General features: G+C 67.3%; 17 protein-coding genes. 7 read left to right on the top strand and 10 right to left on the bottom strand.

From position 1 onward, the window contains the following. Positions 1–2: 2 nt before the first annotated feature. On the bottom strand, positions 3–539 hold the full coding sequence (locus tag JO236_RS01205; protein ID WP_416362128.1) for a hypothetical protein: 537 nt from the start codon (positions 537–539) through the stop codon (positions 3–5). A gap of 489 nt (positions 540–1,028) precedes the next feature. On the opposite strand from JO236_RS01205, the gene carD reads away from it, so the two are divergent. From carD to rlmB, 5 genes are read left to right on the top strand one after another with little or no spacing between them, the layout of a single operon-like run. After that, positions 1,029–1,517, top strand: coding sequence for an RNA polymerase-binding transcription factor CarD (carD, locus tag JO236_RS01200; protein WP_293323599.1), 489 nt, complete (start codon positions 1,029–1,031; stop codon positions 1,515–1,517). Between the two features lie 7 nt (positions 1,518–1,524). Continuing rightward, the gene (gene ispD / locus JO236_RS01195) at positions 1,525–2,193 is read left to right on the top strand and encodes a 2-C-methyl-D-erythritol 4-phosphate cytidylyltransferase (protein ID WP_293323640.1); all 669 of its coding nucleotides are present in this window, start codon (positions 1,525–1,527) and stop codon (positions 2,191–2,193) included. Continuing rightward, complete coding sequence (gene ispF / locus JO236_RS01190; RefSeq protein WP_293323597.1) at positions 2,190–2,666, top strand: 2-C-methyl-D-erythritol 2,4-cyclodiphosphate synthase; 477 nt, start codon at positions 2,190–2,192, stop codon at positions 2,664–2,666. The genes ispD and ispF overlap by 4 nt, the downstream gene beginning before the upstream one ends. A gap of 49 nt (positions 2,667–2,715) precedes the next feature. Next, positions 2,716–4,122: a cysteine--tRNA ligase gene (cysS, locus tag JO236_RS01185; protein WP_293323595.1), complete on the top strand. Its 1,407-nt coding sequence runs from the start codon at positions 2,716–2,718 to the stop codon at positions 4,120–4,122. Continuing rightward, the gene (gene rlmB, locus JO236_RS01180) at positions 4,123–5,052 is read left to right on the top strand and encodes a 23S rRNA (guanosine(2251)-2'-O)-methyltransferase RlmB (protein WP_293323593.1); all 930 of its coding nucleotides are present in this window, start codon (positions 4,123–4,125) and stop codon (positions 5,050–5,052) included. It abuts the gene before it with no gap. A gap of 119 nt (positions 5,053–5,171) precedes the next feature. Here rlmB and JO236_RS01175 read toward each other — a convergent pair whose 3' ends face one another. Genes JO236_RS01175 through JO236_RS01140 form a run of 8 tightly spaced genes read right to left on the bottom strand, consistent with a single transcriptional unit; the run spans position 5,172 to position 12,206 of the window. Next, positions 5,172–6,413 (bottom strand): SLC13 family permease, encoded by a 1,242-nt coding sequence (locus tag JO236_RS01175; RefSeq protein WP_293323590.1) that lies wholly within the window; start codon positions 6,411–6,413, stop codon positions 5,172–5,174. A gap of 3 nt (positions 6,414–6,416) precedes the next feature. Next, positions 6,417–7,337, bottom strand: a complete 921-nt coding sequence (locus JO236_RS01170) for an MBL fold metallo-hydrolase (protein WP_293323587.1) — start codon at positions 7,335–7,337, stop codon at positions 6,417–6,419. After that, entirely contained in the window at positions 7,337–8,095 is a 759-nt protein-coding gene (locus tag JO236_RS01165; RefSeq protein WP_293323584.1) for a LamB/YcsF family protein, read from the bottom strand. Before JO236_RS01165 ends, JO236_RS01170 begins: the two co-directional genes overlap by 1 nt. A gap of 19 nt (positions 8,096–8,114) precedes the next feature. Continuing rightward, the gene (locus tag JO236_RS01160) at positions 8,115–8,855 is read right to left on the bottom strand and encodes a sensor domain-containing protein (protein ID WP_293323581.1); all 741 of its coding nucleotides are present in this window, start codon (positions 8,853–8,855) and stop codon (positions 8,115–8,117) included. A 2-nt stretch (positions 8,856–8,857) separates the two neighbouring features. Then, on the bottom strand, positions 8,858–9,568 hold the full coding sequence (locus tag JO236_RS01155; RefSeq protein ID WP_293323578.1) for a sensor domain-containing protein: 711 nt from the start codon (positions 9,566–9,568) through the stop codon (positions 8,858–8,860). Positions 9,569–9,615: 47 nt separating this feature from the next. Next, entirely contained in the window at positions 9,616–10,464 is an 849-nt protein-coding gene (locus JO236_RS01150) for a metal ABC transporter permease (RefSeq protein ID WP_293323576.1), read from the bottom strand. After that, entirely contained in the window at positions 10,461–11,294 is an 834-nt protein-coding gene (locus JO236_RS01145; protein WP_293323573.1) for a metal ABC transporter ATP-binding protein, read from the bottom strand. Before JO236_RS01145 ends, JO236_RS01150 begins: the two co-directional genes overlap by 4 nt. Before the next feature lie 3 nt (positions 11,295–11,297). After that, positions 11,298–12,206: a metal ABC transporter solute-binding protein, Zn/Mn family gene (locus JO236_RS01140; RefSeq protein ID WP_416362127.1), complete on the bottom strand. Its 909-nt coding sequence runs from the start codon at positions 12,204–12,206 to the stop codon at positions 11,298–11,300. A 132-nt stretch (positions 12,207–12,338) separates the two neighbouring features. Between JO236_RS01140 and JO236_RS01135 the strand changes: the two genes are divergently transcribed. Next, positions 12,339–13,418 (top strand): LacI family DNA-binding transcriptional regulator, encoded by a 1,080-nt coding sequence (locus JO236_RS01135; protein ID WP_293323570.1) that lies wholly within the window; start codon positions 12,339–12,341, stop codon positions 13,416–13,418. On the opposite strand, the gene kstR is transcribed toward JO236_RS01135, so the two are convergent. Continuing rightward, positions 13,415–14,023 carry a cholesterol catabolism transcriptional regulator KstR gene (gene kstR, locus JO236_RS01130; protein WP_293323567.1) on the bottom strand — a complete coding sequence of 203 codons (609 nt, stop codon included), beginning with the start codon at positions 14,021–14,023 and terminating at the stop codon, positions 13,415–13,417. The genes JO236_RS01135 and kstR overlap by 4 nt on opposite strands. A gap of 354 nt (positions 14,024–14,377) precedes the next feature. On the opposite strand from kstR, the gene JO236_RS01125 reads away from it, so the two are divergent. Then, positions 14,378–16,489, top strand: a complete 2,112-nt coding sequence (locus JO236_RS01125; protein WP_293323565.1) for an acyl-CoA dehydrogenase — start codon at positions 14,378–14,380, stop codon at positions 16,487–16,489. Positions 16,490–16,508: the final 19 nt, after the last annotated feature.

The following is a 16,508-nucleotide window of genomic DNA, read 5'->3' as shown; positions in this document are numbered from 1 at the left end:
GCTCAGCCTTGTTGGGAAGCTAACCCGGCCGAGATCGGCACCAGCACGCTGCCCTGTCCGGCCGTCTCGAATATGAAGGTGAATTTGTAGGTCAGGCCGTTGCTGATCGGCTGGTTGAGGGAGATCGTCGCCTTGGCCGTCCCGGACGAGTTGGCCTCCGCGGGCCCCGGCGCCACGTTCTGGCCTTCGGGCGTCCCGACGAACAGCATCCCGCCGGCCGGCAGCCGTGGATCGCCGGCCACCGTCACGGTCCCGACATCGCTGGTGATTCCCACCAACCGGTCGGCCTGGTCCGGCGACTGGTTGACGGCCACCAGCACCAGCTCCACCGTCTTGCCCTTGTCGATGGCGTCACCGGTCTGTGGGGCTTGAATGCGGACATCGCGCAGCGCCACGTTGTTGAACGTGACCCTGTTGCCGTTGACGGCGGGTTCCTGATTGGCCGTCTGCGCGACCTGACCGGTGCCACAGCCGCTGATCAACGTGACCATCGCGGCGAGAAGGCAGCTGACCGGCAGGCGGGTCTTGAAGCGGTTCACTCGATGCCTCCTGCTGGCTGGAGCGCGATAGTGGCGATGTCAATTTCGCAGAATCAACTATGCAGGGTAGTAGCTCAGGTGCCTTCGGCGGTAGCCGGGGACTCCGCGGGAGAACCGGTGCCCGACACGCCAGGGCCGATTGGGGGTCCACACGTGGTTTTCACGCGGATGCCGGGGGTAGCCGAGCTAGGCCGTGGAGCCTCTCTTGAGGGTGCCGTGAGCGTCCCTCGCGCGGCCATGGTGCGTTCGTTAGCTGGGCCATAAATACGCCAGACATGGGCCTCAGAGGGGTCTCGGAGGGGTCGAGGCGGGGTCGAGGCGGGGTCGAGGCGGGCCGTGAATCGCCTCCCGATACTATTGGGCGTTGCACGTCTAGGCCCGTCTGTCAACCCCCAATCTCGGCCCGATGTGCCCCTGACCTGCATCGTTGTTCCGCACGTGTCGGGCTGCCGTGTTAGAGTGGTTATTAACGAAAGGGGCTCGAACCACATGATTTTTAAGGTCGGCGACACCGTTGTCTATCCACACCACGGTGCTGCGCTAGTCGAGGCGATCGAAACCCGAACCATAAAAGGGGAACAAAAAGAGTATCTCGTCTTGAAAGTGGCGCAGGGCGACCTGACCGTTCGAGTACCCGCCGACAACGCCGAGTACGTCGGCGTCCGTGACGTTGTCGGGCAAGAAGGCCTGGACAAGGTGTTCCAAGTTCTGCGTGCCCCGCATACCGAGGAGCCGACCAACTGGTCGCGCCGCTACAAGGCCAACCTCGAAAAGCTCGCCTCCGGGGACGTCAACAAGGTCGCCGAGGTAGTGCGCGACCTGTGGCGCCGCGACCAGGAGCGTGGCCTGTCCGCGGGCGAGAAGCGCATGCTGGCCAAGGCCCGGCAGATTCTGGTCGGTGAATTGGCGCTCGCCGAGAGCACTGACGACGCCAAAGCGGAAATCATCCTCGACGAGGTCCTAGCGGCGGCGTCCTAGACGCCTCCTGAAGACATCCGTAGTCGCAGTCGTCCCGGCCGCAGGGGTCGGGGTGCGCTTGGCTGCCGGTGTGCCCAAGGCTTTCTACCCACTCGAAGGGCAGACTCTCGTCGAACGGGCCGTCGACGGCCTTCTGCAGTCCACCGTCGTCGACACCGTCGTCGTCGCCGTCCCGACGAATCTCATTGATGATGCGAAGCGGATCCTGGGCGCGAGAGCAACAGTCGTGGCCGGCGGGCCGAACCGCACCGAATCCGTGAACCTGGCATTGGCGGCCGTTTCGGATGAAGCCGATTTCGTCCTGGTGCACGACGCGGCGCGGGCGCTGACGCCGCCGGCAATGATCGCGCGGGTCGTCGACGCGCTGCGGGCCGGACATGCTGCCGTTGTGCCCGCGCTGCCGCTCTCTGACACCATCAAAGCCGTGGATGCCAACGGGGCGGTGCTGGGCACGCCTGAGCGGGCCGGCCTGCGCGCCGTGCAGACACCGCAGGGATTCACCACCGAGCTGCTGCGCCGGGCTTACCAGCGTGTGGGCGCGGCCAGTTTCACCGACGATGCCTCGCTGGTCGAGCATGTCGGCGGACAGGTCCAAGTGGTCGATGGCGATCCGCTCGCATTCAAGATCACCACCCAGCTGGATCTGCTGCTGGCCCAAGCGATCGTGCGCCGGTGAACGACTTACCGCGCGTCGGCCTGGGTACCGACGTGCACCCAATCGAACACGGGCGGCCGTGCTGGCTGGTCGGGCTGCTGTTTCCCGACGCCGACGGCTGCGCCGGGCACTCCGACGGCGACGTGGCGGTGCATGCGCTGTGCGACGCCGTGTTGTCGGCCGTCGGGTTGGGCGACATCGGGGGAATCTTTGGCGTCGACGACCCGCGGTGGAAGGGCGCCAGCGGTGCGGACATGCTGCGCCACGTCGTCAGCCTCGTCGCACGGCACGGCTACCAGGTCGGCAACGCCGCTGTACAGGTGATCGGCAACCGGCCCAAGATCGGTCCGCGTCGGGCCGAGGCGCAGGCGGTGTTGTCGGGCCTGATGGGGGCGCCGGTCTCGGTGTCGGCCACCACCACCGACGGGCTGGGTCTGACCGGACGGGGCGAGGGCCTGGCGGCCATCGCGACGGCGCTGGTGGTTCACGGCTGATAGCTCGCGGTCGCGGCTCGCGGCAATTGGCCAGGTAAGCTGGCACGTCGTGACCGATCGCGCCCAGTTGCGGCTACACGACACGGCGGCCGGTGCCGTGCGTGATTTCGTGCCGTTGCGCTCGGGGCACGTTTCCATCTACCTGTGCGGTGCCACCGTGCAGGGCCTGCCGCACATCGGGCACGTTCGCAGCGGCGTGGCATTCGACATCCTGCGGCGCTGGTTGATGGCGCGCGGCAACGACGTCGCGTTCGTCCGCAACGTGACCGACATCGACGACAAAATCCTGAACAAGGCCGCCACCGCGGGCCGGCCATGGTGGGAATGGGCGTACACCTTCGAGCGCGCCTTCACCGCGGCTTACGACGCGCTGGACGTCCTGCCGCCGTCGGCGGAGCCGCGCGCCACCGGGCACATCACGCAGATGGTCGAGTTAATTGAACGGCTGATCGAAACCGGTCACGCCTATGTCGGCGCTGGCGACGTGTACTTTGACGTGCTCAGTTACCCGGAGTACGGCCGGCTGTCCGGACACCGGATCGACGACGTCCACCAGGGCGAGGGTGTTGCCACCGGCAAGCGCGACCAGCGCGATTTCACGCTGTGGAAGGGTGCTAAGCCCGGCGAACCGTCGTGGCCGACACCGTGGGGGCGGGGGCGACCCGGCTGGCATACGGAATGCGTCGCCATGACCCGGGAATATCTCGGTGCCGAGTTCGACATTCATTGCGGTGGAATGGATTTGGTTTTCCCGCACCACGAGAACGAAATCGCCCAGAGCCATGCCGTCGGCGACGGGTTCGCCCGTTACTGGCTGCACAACGGCTGGGTGACGATGGGCGGGGAAAAGATGAGCAAGTCGCTGGGCAACGTGCTGGCCATACCGGCGTTGTTGCAGCGGGTCAGGCCGGCGGAACTGCGCTACTACCTGGGCAGCGCGCACTACCGTTCGATGCTGGAGTTCTCCGAGACCGCCCTGCAGGACGCGGTGAAAGCCTATGTCGGAGTTGAGGAATTCCTGCACCGCGTCCGCAGCCGGGTGGGTGCCGTCGTACCCGGCGAGTGGACCCAGCGGTTTGCCGAAGCGCTCGACGACGACCTGTCGGTGCCCATCGCGCTCGCCGAAATCCATCAGGCCCGTGCGGAGGGCAATCGGGCGCTCGACGCGGGCGACCATGAAGCGGCCCTGACGACCGCCATCGCCATCCGCGCGATGATGGGCATCCTGGGCTGCGACCCGCTCGACGAGCGGTGGGAATCCCGCGACGAAACGTCGGCCGCACTGGCCGCCGTCGACGTCCTGGTGCAGGCCGAACTGCACAACCGGGAACGGGCCCGCAAGGACCGCAACTGGGCGCTCGCCGACGAGATCCGGGACCGCCTCAAAGAAGCCGGCATCGAGGTCACCGATACCGCCGACGGCCCGCAATGGACGCTGGGTGGTGACGGCAAGTAGATGGCCGGTAACTCGCGGCGGCGGGGGGCGATACGCAAGGCCGGCACCAAGAAAGGCCCCACCGTCGGCTCGGGCGGCCAGCGGCGCCGGGCGCTGGAGGGGCGCGGTCCCACCCCACCGGCACACATGCGCCCCAACCATCCCGCCGCCAAGCGCGTGCAATCGCAGCCCCGACGGCCCGTCAAGCGAAACGACGAAACCGAGCTTGTGCTCGGCCGCAATCCGGTGCTCGAATGCCTACGCGCCGGTGTCCCGGCCACCGCTTTGTATGTCGCGCTGGGCACCGAGGCCGACGAACGGTTGACCGAATCCGTTTCCCGGGCAGCCGATTTGGGCATCGCGATCCTCGAGGTGGCTCGTACCGATCTGGACCGGATGAGCTCCAACCACCTGCATCAGGGCATCGCGCTGCAGGTGCCGCCGTACAACTACACCCATCCCGACGATCTGCTCGCGGCGGCCATCGCTGCACCCCCGGCGCTGCTGGTCGCGTTGGACAATATTTCCGACCCCCGCAACCTCGGTGCGATCGTGCGCTCGGTGGCGGCATTCGGGGGCCATGGCGTGCTGATCCCGCAACGCCGGTCGGCGTCGGTGACGGCGGTTGCCTGGCGCACCAGCGCCGGCGCGGCGGCCCGCATCCCGGTCGCTCGAGCGACCAATTTGACTCGGACACTGAAGGATTGGGCAGACCGCGGGGTCCGGGTGGTCGGACTGGACGCCGACGGTGACACCGTGCTCGACGACCTGGACGGCACCGAGCCGCTGGTGGTGGTCGTCGGCTCGGAAGGCAAGGGCCTGTCCCGGCTCGTGCGGCAGAATTGCGATGAGGTGGTGTCCGTCCCGATGGCAGGTCCAACCGAATCGCTGAACGCGTCGGTGGCGGCCGGGGTGGTGCTCGCCGAAATTGCCCGCCAGCGACGCGGCTGATTTCTTTGGCCGAGCAGACGCAATAGCACCAAATCCCGGCCGAAAACGGTGCTTTTGCGTCTGCTCGCCACGGAAATCGGCGCCACCGAAATCGGCGCCACCGAAATCGGCTAGCGAGATCAGCTACCGAGGAACCGCGCGCTTGCCCACAGCGCGAGCACGGCGACCACCAGGGCAGGGGGCACGGTGCACAGCCCGAGCCTCGTGTACTCACCGACGCCGGCCTCGACGTCGTGCCCGCGCAGCACGCGCCGCCACAGCAAGTTGGACAGGGATCCGACGTAGGTCAGGTTGGGGCCGATGTTGACGCCGATTAGGACCGCCAGCACGGCCACCGGTCCCGTGGGCGCGACCAGCGGCATCAGCACCAGCGTCGCGGGCAGGTTGTTGACCAAGTTCGCGAGCACGGCCGCCACCGCTGCGATGCCCAACAGTGCCGGTAGCCCCGAGCCAGCCGGCAGCACCGACGACATCCGAGTCGACATCCCGTTGAGCATGACCGCCTGCACGACCACCCCCAGCGCCAGCACGAACACCAGAAAAGACACTTGCGCGGAGCGCGCGATGTCCACCACCGAGGTGCGTCGATGCCACAGACTGCGCACCGCCAGCACCGCACTGCCGGCCAGCGCGGCCCAGGCCGGTGCCACGCCCACCGATTCGGCGGTCGCGAATCCGACGAGCGTGAGCCCCACGACCGCGAAAACGAACACGGGGGGCCTCGGCGGCTGCCCGGTTTCGTGATGGTCAGGTTCCGTGCGCAATTCGCGGGCGAAAAACAGTCGGAAGACCACGTACACCGTCGCCACCGCTGACACCCACGGCAGCGCCATCACCACGGCAAATTTGGTGAACGAGATGTTCGCGACGTGGTAGGCGAGCAAGTTGGTCAGGTTTGACACCGGAAGCAGCAGCGAGGCCGTGTTGGCCAGGTGTGCGGTCGCATATGCGTATGGCCGCGGCGGGGTTCGCAACCGGCGGACGGTGGCCAGCACCACCGGTGTCAACAAAACGACGGTCGCATCCAGACTGAGCGCGGCCGTGATTGTGGCCGCGATGACGAACACTTGTCGCAGCAGCCCGTACGAACCGGAGCTCGCCCGCGCCATGGCCGCTCCGGCGGCCTCGAACAGGCCTTCGTCGTCGCACAGCTTGGCCAGCACCAGCACCGCGCCCAGGAACCCGACCACCCGAGCCAGTTCCGACACCTGGGCCGCGGCCTGCTGCGGTGAGATTGCGCCGATCGCGATCAGAATGCCGGCAGCCGGAACGGCGGCCACCGCCTCCGGCCAACCCCGCGGGCGGACGACCGCGAACCCGAGGACGGCAGCAAGCAGCAGTAGCGAGAGGGTCAGCAGCAACTTCTAAGCCCAGGGGTCCTCGCGTCGCCACACCGTAGGCAGATGCAACGCGACGCCGTCGGCCGCCGCCAGCTCGTCGAGAATGCTGATGGACACGTCCAAGTCGTCGCCCGCATAAGGCAAGGCCCGCAACGGCTTTGACAATGGGCGAAAGAAGTCGTCCCAATGGATCAGGATCACCCGGCGCGCACCGACCGCGCGCACGGTTTCCGTCCAGTACTCGAGCATGTATGACCTCGGTCGCAGGCCGAGTTGGCCGACGCTGAGGTAGACGACATCGGCGTGGTAGCCGGCCAACGCGCTCTCGACGAACCCGGCGCTGCCCTGGATCAGTAGTCGCCGGCCCGACGGCCGGTGGTGCACAAACGCCGACCACGCTTCCCCGCAGCGGTAGGACGACGCCTTGACCGGTGGGATCAGCGGTTCGCTGATCACCCCGGGAAACCGGTCGGGCGGGCAGTGGTGCGATTCGACCAACGTTATGTCGTAGGAGCCCAACGTAATTGGTGTACCAGAGGCCGCAATGACAAGGCGATCCTCTGGCAGCCCGTGGCCGCGGCCGACGTTGGCCGCCGACTCGCCGCCGACCAACTGCGCGGCCGTGCGATCGACGACCAGCGCGGAGTCCAGCACGTGGTCGATGTGCGTGTGCACCGGAATGACGGCCGCAAGACGCGATACCTTGGCCCGGGCAAGGCAGCCGTCGATGCGGGCCGTCGACGGTGCCACCTTGCCGGCCGCCACCCGCGCCAGGCCGGGACGAGAGAAGTAACCGTCGGTCATCAGCGCCGACGACCCGTCGTCAACAAGCAGCGTCGCCACCCCCAACCACGTCACCGACAAAGGTGAATCTGGTTCTGCGGCAGGGACATTGAACCGATCGGAATACCGGGTCAGGTCGGGGCGTCCGTATCGAAGCCGCATCAGCAGAACGCCCCGATCTCGATGCCCGCAGCGGCCAGCCCGTCGCGCACCGCCTCGGCAATCTGCACCGCCCCCGGTGAATCACCGTGCACACAAACGGATTCCACACTGACGGCAACCCTTGTGCCGTCCACTGCGGTAACCTCACCCGCGATCACCATGCTCAGCACGCGCTGCGCAATTGCCTCCGGATCGCGCAACACCGCCCCGGGTTCACGACGGGAGACCAGCGCCCCGTCGGGCCGGTAGGCCCGGTCGGCAAACGCCTCGGCCACGGTGCGCAGGCCGACGCGGCCGGCCTCCTCGAAAAACGCCGAACCCGCCATACCCAGCACCGGCAGCGCCGCGTCCACCTGCTGCACCGCCGCGGCTACGGCGGCGGCCTGCTCGCGGTTGCTCACAATCGTGTTGTACAGCGCGCCATGGGGTTTGACGTAGCTCACCGACGATCCCGAGGCCTGCGCCAGAGCCTGCAATGCACCGATCTGATACACGACATCGGCGAGCAGGTCGTCCGCGGCGACGTCGATGAAGCGCCGCCCGAACCCGGCCAGATCGCGGTAACTCACTTGTGCGCCGATCCGCACGCCGCGCTCGGCGGCCGAGCGGCACACCCGCAACAAACCGGCCGGGTCTCCGGCATGGAAGCCGCACGCCACGTTGGCGCTGGTAACGATGCCCAGCATCGCGTCGTCGTCACCGAGTCGCCACACGCCGAAGCCTTCGCCCAAGTCGGCGTTGAGGTCGATGCGGGCCACGGTCACTAGCTTATTGCGCTTACTGCGGGATCTTGGCAACCACTTGGTCGAGCAGGTTGTTGACCGCCGCGGCGGTGTCCTTGTTGAGCAGGCAGACTCGCGCTTCTATGACAATGTTGCTCTGCACGGCCAGTCCGTGCGAACACGCCCACCGGGCATCCTCGACCTGCCGCATCGTGAGTGCGATGCGGGTGTCGGTGGCGCTCAGGGGACCGGTGTCAAAGTGGCTGTGGTTGCCGTTGGAGGAGTGGAAGCCAAAGCGCTTGTTCGCGCACCCCTGCCAATCCTGACCCGCGCGCTGCAGCAAACCCCCGGCGTCGCGTGCGGCGGTGTACGACGAGGCGAGCTGGGTCGCGTCGGCCAAAACGGCGTTGGGTGTGCTGAATTGATTGCCGCGCATCCCCACCCATCCGCTGTCGGAATAGACCGTCACATCACCCACCGAAGCGAGGCCGAGGCAGGCCCGATCGTCGATCAGCTGCGCCGAGTCCGACGTGTTGTTGATGGTGTTGACCAGGGACATGTCGGCGCCACCCGACACGGCGACGATCTGGTCGCGGCTCAGCAGGAGTCCGTCCAGCGCCGTCACCGGCACGGTTCGCGGCGCCGCGCTGGTCGCGGTCGGCGCCGCCCCGGAGGCGTGGCCCGGGGCTTGGGCGGCGAGCGCTCTCCCGTCGACCGTCTTCATGCACCCGGTGCCTCCGGTGGCGGAGACGGCGGTCACCCAGATCACCGCCAACACGGTGCGCCGCAATGTCATGCCTACTGCTTAGCCGCCCTGGCCGCTATCTGTTGAGCGATCTCGATGGCCGTCGAACCCGATTGGTTGTACGTGCACGTCACGACGTCGATGGAGATGTTGTTACGCACCGTGAGGGCGCGCTGGCAGGTCCACCCGTCGCCACCCTCCTGGACCTGCGACGTGCTGAGCGTGCCGTTGTCGTTGGTGACGCCGGCCACCGTCCACACCGTGTCGGGTTGATTGGGTGTGACATCGGCGAACCGGCGATTCGAGCAGTTCTGCCAGCTCTGCACCGAACTGCTGTAGAACGCGCTGGCATCCTGCGCAGCCGGGAAGGCGACGACGGCCTGGATCGTGTAATGCTGGCGCTTCTTGGAGTCGTCGACGCTGTCATCGAGGCGCTGGCCGCGCATGCCCGTCCAACCCGTCCCGGAGTAGACCTCGTCCTGTGCGGGCCCGTCGATGGCCAGGCAGTTCTTGTCGGACACGTTTTTGCTCCAGTCCCACAGCGCCTTGGTGCTGAACCAGACCTTCATCGACGTCGCACCCAACACGCTGTTGACCTGGCTGGCGTCCAGCAGCAACCCGTCAAGGGCGCTAACCGGGACCGGAGTCTGGGGCAGTGGGCCGGACTTATCGGCCGCGACGGCATTGCCTTCGACCACGGTGGTGCAGCCACCGGCGACCATGCACACACTCGCCAAAGCAAGGCCCGCGAGTTGCCGACGCACTTATTGGTCCCCCTGCCTGTCCGGTGTCCGACAAGCTTAATCGCGGGCTAACGCTGAGGCCGGAGTAGCCAGCACAGCAAATAGATCACAAACGAGATCGTTGCGACGAATACCGAGACGGGGACGCCGGGCGCCAAAGACAGCACGATGCCGCCGACGGCGGAGACTTCAGCGAAGACCACCGAGGCCACGATCGCCGCCACCGGCGAGGCCACCACCCGGGCGGCCGCGGCGGCCGGTGTGATCAGCAACGACATCACCAACAACGCCCCGACGATCTGCACGGCCTGCGCTGCCACCACGCCAACCAGCGCGGCGAACACGATGCCCAGCGCGCGCACCGGAACACCGCGCGCCGCCGCGACGTCCGGATCGACCGTGGCGAACAACAACGGCCGGTAGCAGATCGCCAGCACGGCGACGACGAGCACACACACCAGCGCCAACATCGCCAACCCGGAGTAACCCACCCCGACGATCTGGCCGGTCAACAGGGCAAAACTGGTCCCGGACCGGCCCGGATAGAGATGGATGAACAGGACGGCCAAGCCCATCCCGAAAGCCAGCACCACCCCGATCACCGAATCGCGTTCCCGGGCGCGCTGACCCAGCACGCCGAAGAGCGCTGCCGCCAGGGCGCTGCCGATCAGCGCCCCGATGCCCACTTCGAACCCGGCCAGCAGCGCGAAAGCGGCTCCTGTCAACGACAATTCGCTGGAGCCGTGCACAGCGAACGACATCTGACGCATCACGATGAACGGGCCGATCAACCCGGCGACCAGCCCCAGCAGGGCCGCCGCCGCCAGCGCCTGTTGGACGAAGTCGTGGGTGAGCAGGTGCGCGGTGATGTCGAAGGAGAACAGATGGGCCAGCAGCTCGGCGAGCCTGTTGTTCATCCGGCCCGCCCGTCTGCCAGGTCGTCGTGCGGCGGATAGCCGGGCGCTGCCTCGCCGACCACGACGTAGCGGCCCTTGACCTTGACCACCTGAATGTCGGCGCGGTAGAGCTCGGACAGCGTCTCGGTGGTCATCACCTGCTCGACGGTGCCGATCCGGAACCGGCCGTCAACCAGGTACAACACCCGGTCCACATACGGCAGGATGGGGTTGACCTCGTGGGTGACGACGATGACCGCGGTGCCGGCCTCGCGGCGGCGACGGTCGATCAGCGCCGAAATCAGCTTGGCGTTGGCCGGGTCCAGTGCCAGCAACGGTTCGTCGCACAGCAACAGCATCGGGTCGCTGACCAATGCCTGGGCGATGCGCGCCCGCTGCAGCTCCCCACCCGACATCACTCCGACCCGGACGTCGGCGAGCTGTTCGCCATTGACCTGGCGCAGCGCTTCTCGTACCGCCGCGCGCCGCCGTGCCCGCCCGGCGGACCGCAGCGGCATACCGCCCCAATTGCGGCCGTCGATGCCCAGCTGAACCAGGTCGCGTCCGCGCAGGACCACGTCGTGATCGATCGCACGGTGTTGCGGCACGTAGCCGATGCGTCCACTTCTCGAGGTGATCCGCTTGCCGTCCAGCAACGCGACGCCGGCATTCAGCGGCAACTGTCCCAGCAGCACCTTGAGCAACGATGTCTTGCCGGTGCCGTTGGGACCCAACACCGCGATGAACTCGCCGGGTGACACCGAGAGGTCCAGGTGGTCCCACAGCACCCGGTCGCCGAAGGCGAGCCGGGCGTCGGTGAGCGAAACGGTGGGGTCGCGGGTTACCAGCATGGTCTATCGGCTCGATTGAAGGGCGGCGACCAGGCGGTTGACGGTGGTGCGCTGCCAGGTCAGGTAGTCGGTGCCGTCCGGCAAGGTTTCGGTGACCTCGGTCACCGGCACGCCCGCCCGCCGGGCGGCGTCTTCCAGGCCGGTTGTCGCGGCGGTGGAGGTCTGCGGGTTGACCAGCAGGGCGGCCACCTGGCGCCGCTTGATCAGCTCGAGGACGGACGCCATGTCCGCCGGGGAGGGATCGGTGTCGTCCTCGGTTGCCGCGCTGAAGGCGGCAGGGGTGCGGTCAACCAGGCCAGAGCCCGCCAGCAGGTAGTACACCACCGGCTCGGTCGCGACGACGCCCGCGTCGGGGTATGCGCTGGCGATGGCGCGTTCGGAGCTGGCAATCGCGTCGGCGCTGCGGCAGAAGGCCGCGGCGTTGCTCCGATAGTCGGCAGCATGGCCCGGGTCGATGCTCGCCAGCTTGTCGGCGATCGAGGAGGCGACGGCCTTGGCGACGCTCAGGTCGTAGAACACGTGCTCGTTGGCGGGCTCGGCACCCTGGGCGGGTGCCCTGAGAAATGCATACGCATCAACCGATTTGACTGATGGATGCCGGGCCAGCACCTGGTCAACCCAGGGGTCGTAACCGCCGCCGTTGTAGATCACCAGGGCGGCGTCGACGATCGCCGCGGCGTCGGACGGACTGGCCGTGTACGAGTGTGGATCTGCGTTGGCGCCGGTCAGGATGGACTGGACCGGGATGTGGCCGCCGGCGACGGCGCGCGCGACACTGCCCCACACGTCGGTGGATGCCACCACCGTCGCGGAATTCGTGCCTGACCGATCACCGCAGCCGGTCAGCGCGGTCGAAGCGATCAGGAAGGCAGCAAGGACCAACGCGGTTGCTGCCCGATGAGCCCGTCGCACGCTCGTTTCCTCTCCGCCGCCCCATCGGCCGACCCATAATACTAATGAAAATCGTTTCCATCAGAAAGTGGGCAGCTGAGGCGGTATGCGGCAGCCGTCGAGTCGCCCGACGTTCGAGTAGCCTCACCGATCGTGAGTCCCACACCGCGCAGGCGGGCGACTCTGGCGTCGTTGGCAGCCGAACTCAAGGTCTCGCGCACCACCGTCTCCAATGCCTTCAACCGACCGGACCAGCTCTCGCCGGAACTGCGCGAGCGGGTGCTGGCCACGGCCAAGCGGATGGGCTACGCGGGACCCGACCCGGTGGCGCGGTCGTTGCGAACCCGCAAGGCCGGTGCCGTCGGGTTGGTCATGGCCGAACCGCTGACGCATTTCTTCAGCGACCCGGCAGCGCGGGATTTCGTTGCGGGAGTGGCGCAATCATGCGAAGGAGCCGGGCAGGGGCTGATGTTGGTGGCAGTCGGCCCCAGCCGCAGTCAGGCCGACGGCACGGCGGCCGTGCTGTCTGCGGGCGTGGACGGCTTCGTGGTGTATTCGGTGTGCGAGGACGATCCCTACCTGCAGGTCGTTCTGCAGCGTCGGCTGCCTGTCGTGGTGGTTGATCAGCCCAAGAACCTTCCCGGCGTCTCGCGGGTGGGCATCGACGACCGGGCAGCGATGCGCGGCCTCGCCGACTACGTCATCGGGCTGGGACATCGTGATATCGGTTTGCTGACCATGCGGTTGGGCCGGGATCGGCGGCAAGACCTGGTGGACGCCGAGCGACTGCAGTCGGCGACTTTCGATGTGCAACGCGAACGCATCGTCGGAGTCTGGGAGGCGATGACGGCCGCCGGCCTAGACCCGGATTCGTTGACCGTGGTGGAAAGCTATGAAAACCTGCCCACGTCCGGAGGAGCCGCCGCCAAGGTCGCACTGGAGGCCAATCCACGGATTACCGCCTTGATGTGCACCGCCGACGTGCTGGCGCTGTCGGCAATGGATTACCTTCGGGCACATGGCATTTATGTCCCGGGGCAGATGACTCTGACCGGCTTCGACGGAGGGGCCGAGGCGATCAACCGCGGCCTGACCACGGTGTCGCAGCCGAGCCTGCACAAGGGTCGTCGGGCAGGCGAACTGCTGCAAAAGCCGCCCCGGTCGGGCCTGCCGGTCGTCGAGCTGCTGGACACCGAGCTGATCCGCGGGCGCACCGCAGGGCCCCCTGCTTAGCCCGTGTTACCGCCGTTCTGGTCGCCGATGAGCAGCCGCACGGCCAGGTCCAGCCGTTTGCTGACATCAGTCGCTGAGGCGCGCCGGGTGAGCCAAGCCAGCAGGTTCGACAGCCACACGTCGGAGATCACCCTGGCGATGTGGTACTGGTCCTCTGTCGGCTCACCGTCGCTCATCGCCCGCGCGAACATGGAGTCGATGAGCTTCTCGACCTGGTCCACCTCGCTGGCCGCCGAAGCGTCGGCGAAGACGTACGCGCGAGCCATGGCCTCGGTGAGTAGCGGGTTGCGCTGCATCGCGCGGTTGAGCCTGCCGACCATGAAGTTCAGCCGCTGGAATGGGGTGGCGCCGGCAACCGGGGAGCGGTCGGTTTTGGCGTCGATGCGGCTGAACTCCCGGCCCAGGGCTGATACGAGCAGGTGCACCTTCGACGGGAAATACCGGTACAGGGTCCCGACCGCCACGTCGGCGCGGTCCGCGACGGCACGCATCTGTACGGCCTCGTAGCCGCCTTTCGAGGCGATGGCCATAGTGGCGTCCAGGATGCGTTTGCGACGCTCGCGCTGCGCCTCGGAGCCGAGTTCGGATTCAGCCAGTACCGCCACGTTCATGACCTCGCGGGGCTGGGCATCAGCTGCGCGGTCGGAACTCGTGTTCGCTGGCGACATCTGATGGGCTGCTCCTGTTCCGGGCGGTTCGTTCGCAAACGATACGCATGATGCGCGTAAATTTCCCACCTCCCGCGCTCGGGACAACCGCCTGTTCCTGCTGTAATGCGGTTCGACTTGACGCTGGATCTATTGCACTATTAGAACACGTTCTAGTCCGATGACGATGCGGGTTGCGCAGTAACCCGAGGAGGAATCGGACAATCAGGACGAGTCGGATGACGATGCGGGTTGCGCAGTAACCCGAGGAGGAATCGGACCTGTGATCTCGACGAGGCGAAGGACTCACACGTGGTAGCGACCGTCACCGACGAACAGTTCGCAGCGCGGGAGTTGGTGCGCGACTGGGCTCAAAGTACGGCCTGCAGTGCGGCGACCCGCAGCGTCGAACGAGGGGATGCGGACGCGTGGCGACCAGTCTTCGCCGGACTGGCCGAGCTGGGGTTGTTCGGCGTCGCAGTGCCGGAGCAGCACGGTGGCGCGGGCGGCAGCATCGAGGATCTCTGCGCAATGGTCGAAGAGGCCGCCAAGGCACTGGTTCCGGGGCCCGTCGCGACCACCGCGCTGGGTACCCTCGTCGTCGACGACCCTGAATTGTTGGCCGCGCTCGCTTCGGGCGAACTCTCCGCCGGGGCAGCTCTAAGCGCTGACATCCACTTTGACGCCGCAGCGTCGCGCGCGTCGGGCACCGCGCCGTGGGTGCACGGCGCTGCGGCTGGCGGTGTGCTGTTGCTTCCCTCCGACGGGGGTTGGCTGCTGGTCGACGCCACCAGCGACGGCGTGTCGGTAGAACCGCTGAAGGCCACCGATTTTTCCCGGCCCTTGGCCCGGGTGAGCTTGCAGTCGGCGCCGGCGACCGCCCTGGCCGCGGCGGGCCGGCGGGTCGAGGACCTGGCGGCTACCGTGCTGGCGGCCGAGGCGGCCGGCGTGACGCGATGGGCGCTGGATACCGCGGTTGCCTACGCCAAGGTGCGCGAACAGTTCGGCAAGCCGATCGGCAGCTTTCAGGCCATCAAGCACCTGTGCGCGGAGATGTTGTGCCGCGCCGAGCAGGCCGAGGTGGCCGCCGCAGATGCGGCCCGCGCCGCGGGAGATTCAGACGCCCAGCAGCTGTCGATCGCGGCGGCCACGGCCGCGAGCATCGGCATCGCCGCGGCAAAGGCGAACGCCAAAGACTGCATCCAGGTGCTCGGTGGCATCGGTTGCACCTGGGAACACGACGCGCATCTGTACCTGCGCCGTGCCCACGGCACCGGTCAGTTCCTCGGAGGCGTGGAACGCTGGCTGCGCCGCGTCACGGCGCTGACTCAGGACGGCGTTCGGCGCCAGCTGGGTATCGACCTCACTGAGGTGGAGGGGCAGCGACCGGAGATCGCTGCGGCCGTCGCGCAGATCGCCGCGCTGCCCGAGGAGAAGCGGCAAGTGGCCCTGGCCGAGACCGGCCTGCAGGCGCCGCACTGGCCGCCGCCCTACGGCCGCGGCGCCACACCCGCCCAGCAGCTGTTGATCGATCAGGAGTTGGCGGCGGCCGGGGTGGCGCGGCCGGACCTGGTGATCGGCTGGTGGGCAGCGCCGACCATCCTCGAGCACGGCACACCCGAACAGATCGAGCGCTTCGTCCCAGCCACCGTCCGCGGCGACTTCCTTTGGTGCCAACTGTTTTCCGAGCCGGGGGCCGGATCCGACCTGGCGTCCCTGCGCACCAAAGCGGTGCGCGGTGACGGTGGTTGGCTGCTCACCGGGCAGAAGGTGTGGACGTCGGCCGCGCATAAGGCGCGTTGGGGCGTGTGTCTGGCGAGAACGGACCAAAATGCTCCCAAGCACAAAGGCATCACCTACTTCCTGGTGGACATGAAATCGCCCGGAATCGAGATCCGACCACTGCGTGAGATGACCGGCCACTCGCTGTTCAACGAGGTGTTCCTGGACAACGTGTTCGTTCCCGACGAGATGATCGTGGGCACGGTGAACGACGGTTGGCGGCTGGCGCGGACCACGCTGGCCAATGAGCGGATCGCGATGGCATCCGGCACCGCGCTGGGCAACCCGATGGAGGACCTGCTCAAGCTCGTCGGCGAGATCGACTTCGACGTCGCCGAGCAGGACCGGCTGGCGCGCCTGATCGTCCTCGCCCAGGCCGGCGCGCTGCTCGATCAACGCATCGCCCAACTTGCCGTCGGCGGTCAGGACCCGGGCGCGCAATCCAGCGTCCGCAAACTCATCGGAGTTCGCTACCGGCAGGCGTTAGCCGAAATGACCATGGACATCTCCGAGGGCGCCGGCGCCGTCGACAGCCACGCGGTCTACGACTTCCTCAACAGTCGCTGCCTGACGATCGCCGGCGGTACCGAGCAGATCCTGCTCACCTTGGCCGCCGAGCGGCTGTTGGGGCTGCCGCGCTAACTGACCCATTAACTGAATT

It is taken from the genome of Mycobacterium sp., assembly GCF_019247635.1.
Classification (GTDB): domain Bacteria; phylum Actinomycetota; class Actinomycetes; order Mycobacteriales; family Mycobacteriaceae; genus Mycobacterium.
This window is presented reverse-complemented; position numbering and strand designations above follow the sequence as displayed.

Coding starts and splice junctions, on each gene's coding strand:
- JO236_RS01170 (WP_293323587.1), bottom strand. CDS start 7,337: ATGCGGCTTCGATACGGACGCCCCGACCTGACCCGGTATTCCGATCGG.
- rlmB (WP_293323593.1), top strand. CDS start 4,123: ATGGCCGGTAACTCGCGGCGGCGGGGGGCGATACGCAAGGCCGGCACC.
- JO236_RS01150 (WP_293323576.1), bottom strand. CDS start 10,464: ATGAACAACAGGCTCGCCGAGCTGCTGGCCCATCTGTTCTCCTTCGAC.
- JO236_RS01145 (WP_293323573.1), bottom strand. CDS start 11,294: ATGCTGGTAACCCGCGACCCCACCGTTTCGCTCACCGACGCCCGGCTC.
- JO236_RS01160 (WP_293323581.1), bottom strand. CDS start 8,855: ATGACATTGCGGCGCACCGTGTTGGCGGTGATCTGGGTGACCGCCGTC.
- carD (WP_293323599.1), top strand. CDS start 1,029: ATGATTTTTAAGGTCGGCGACACCGTTGTCTATCCACACCACGGTGCT.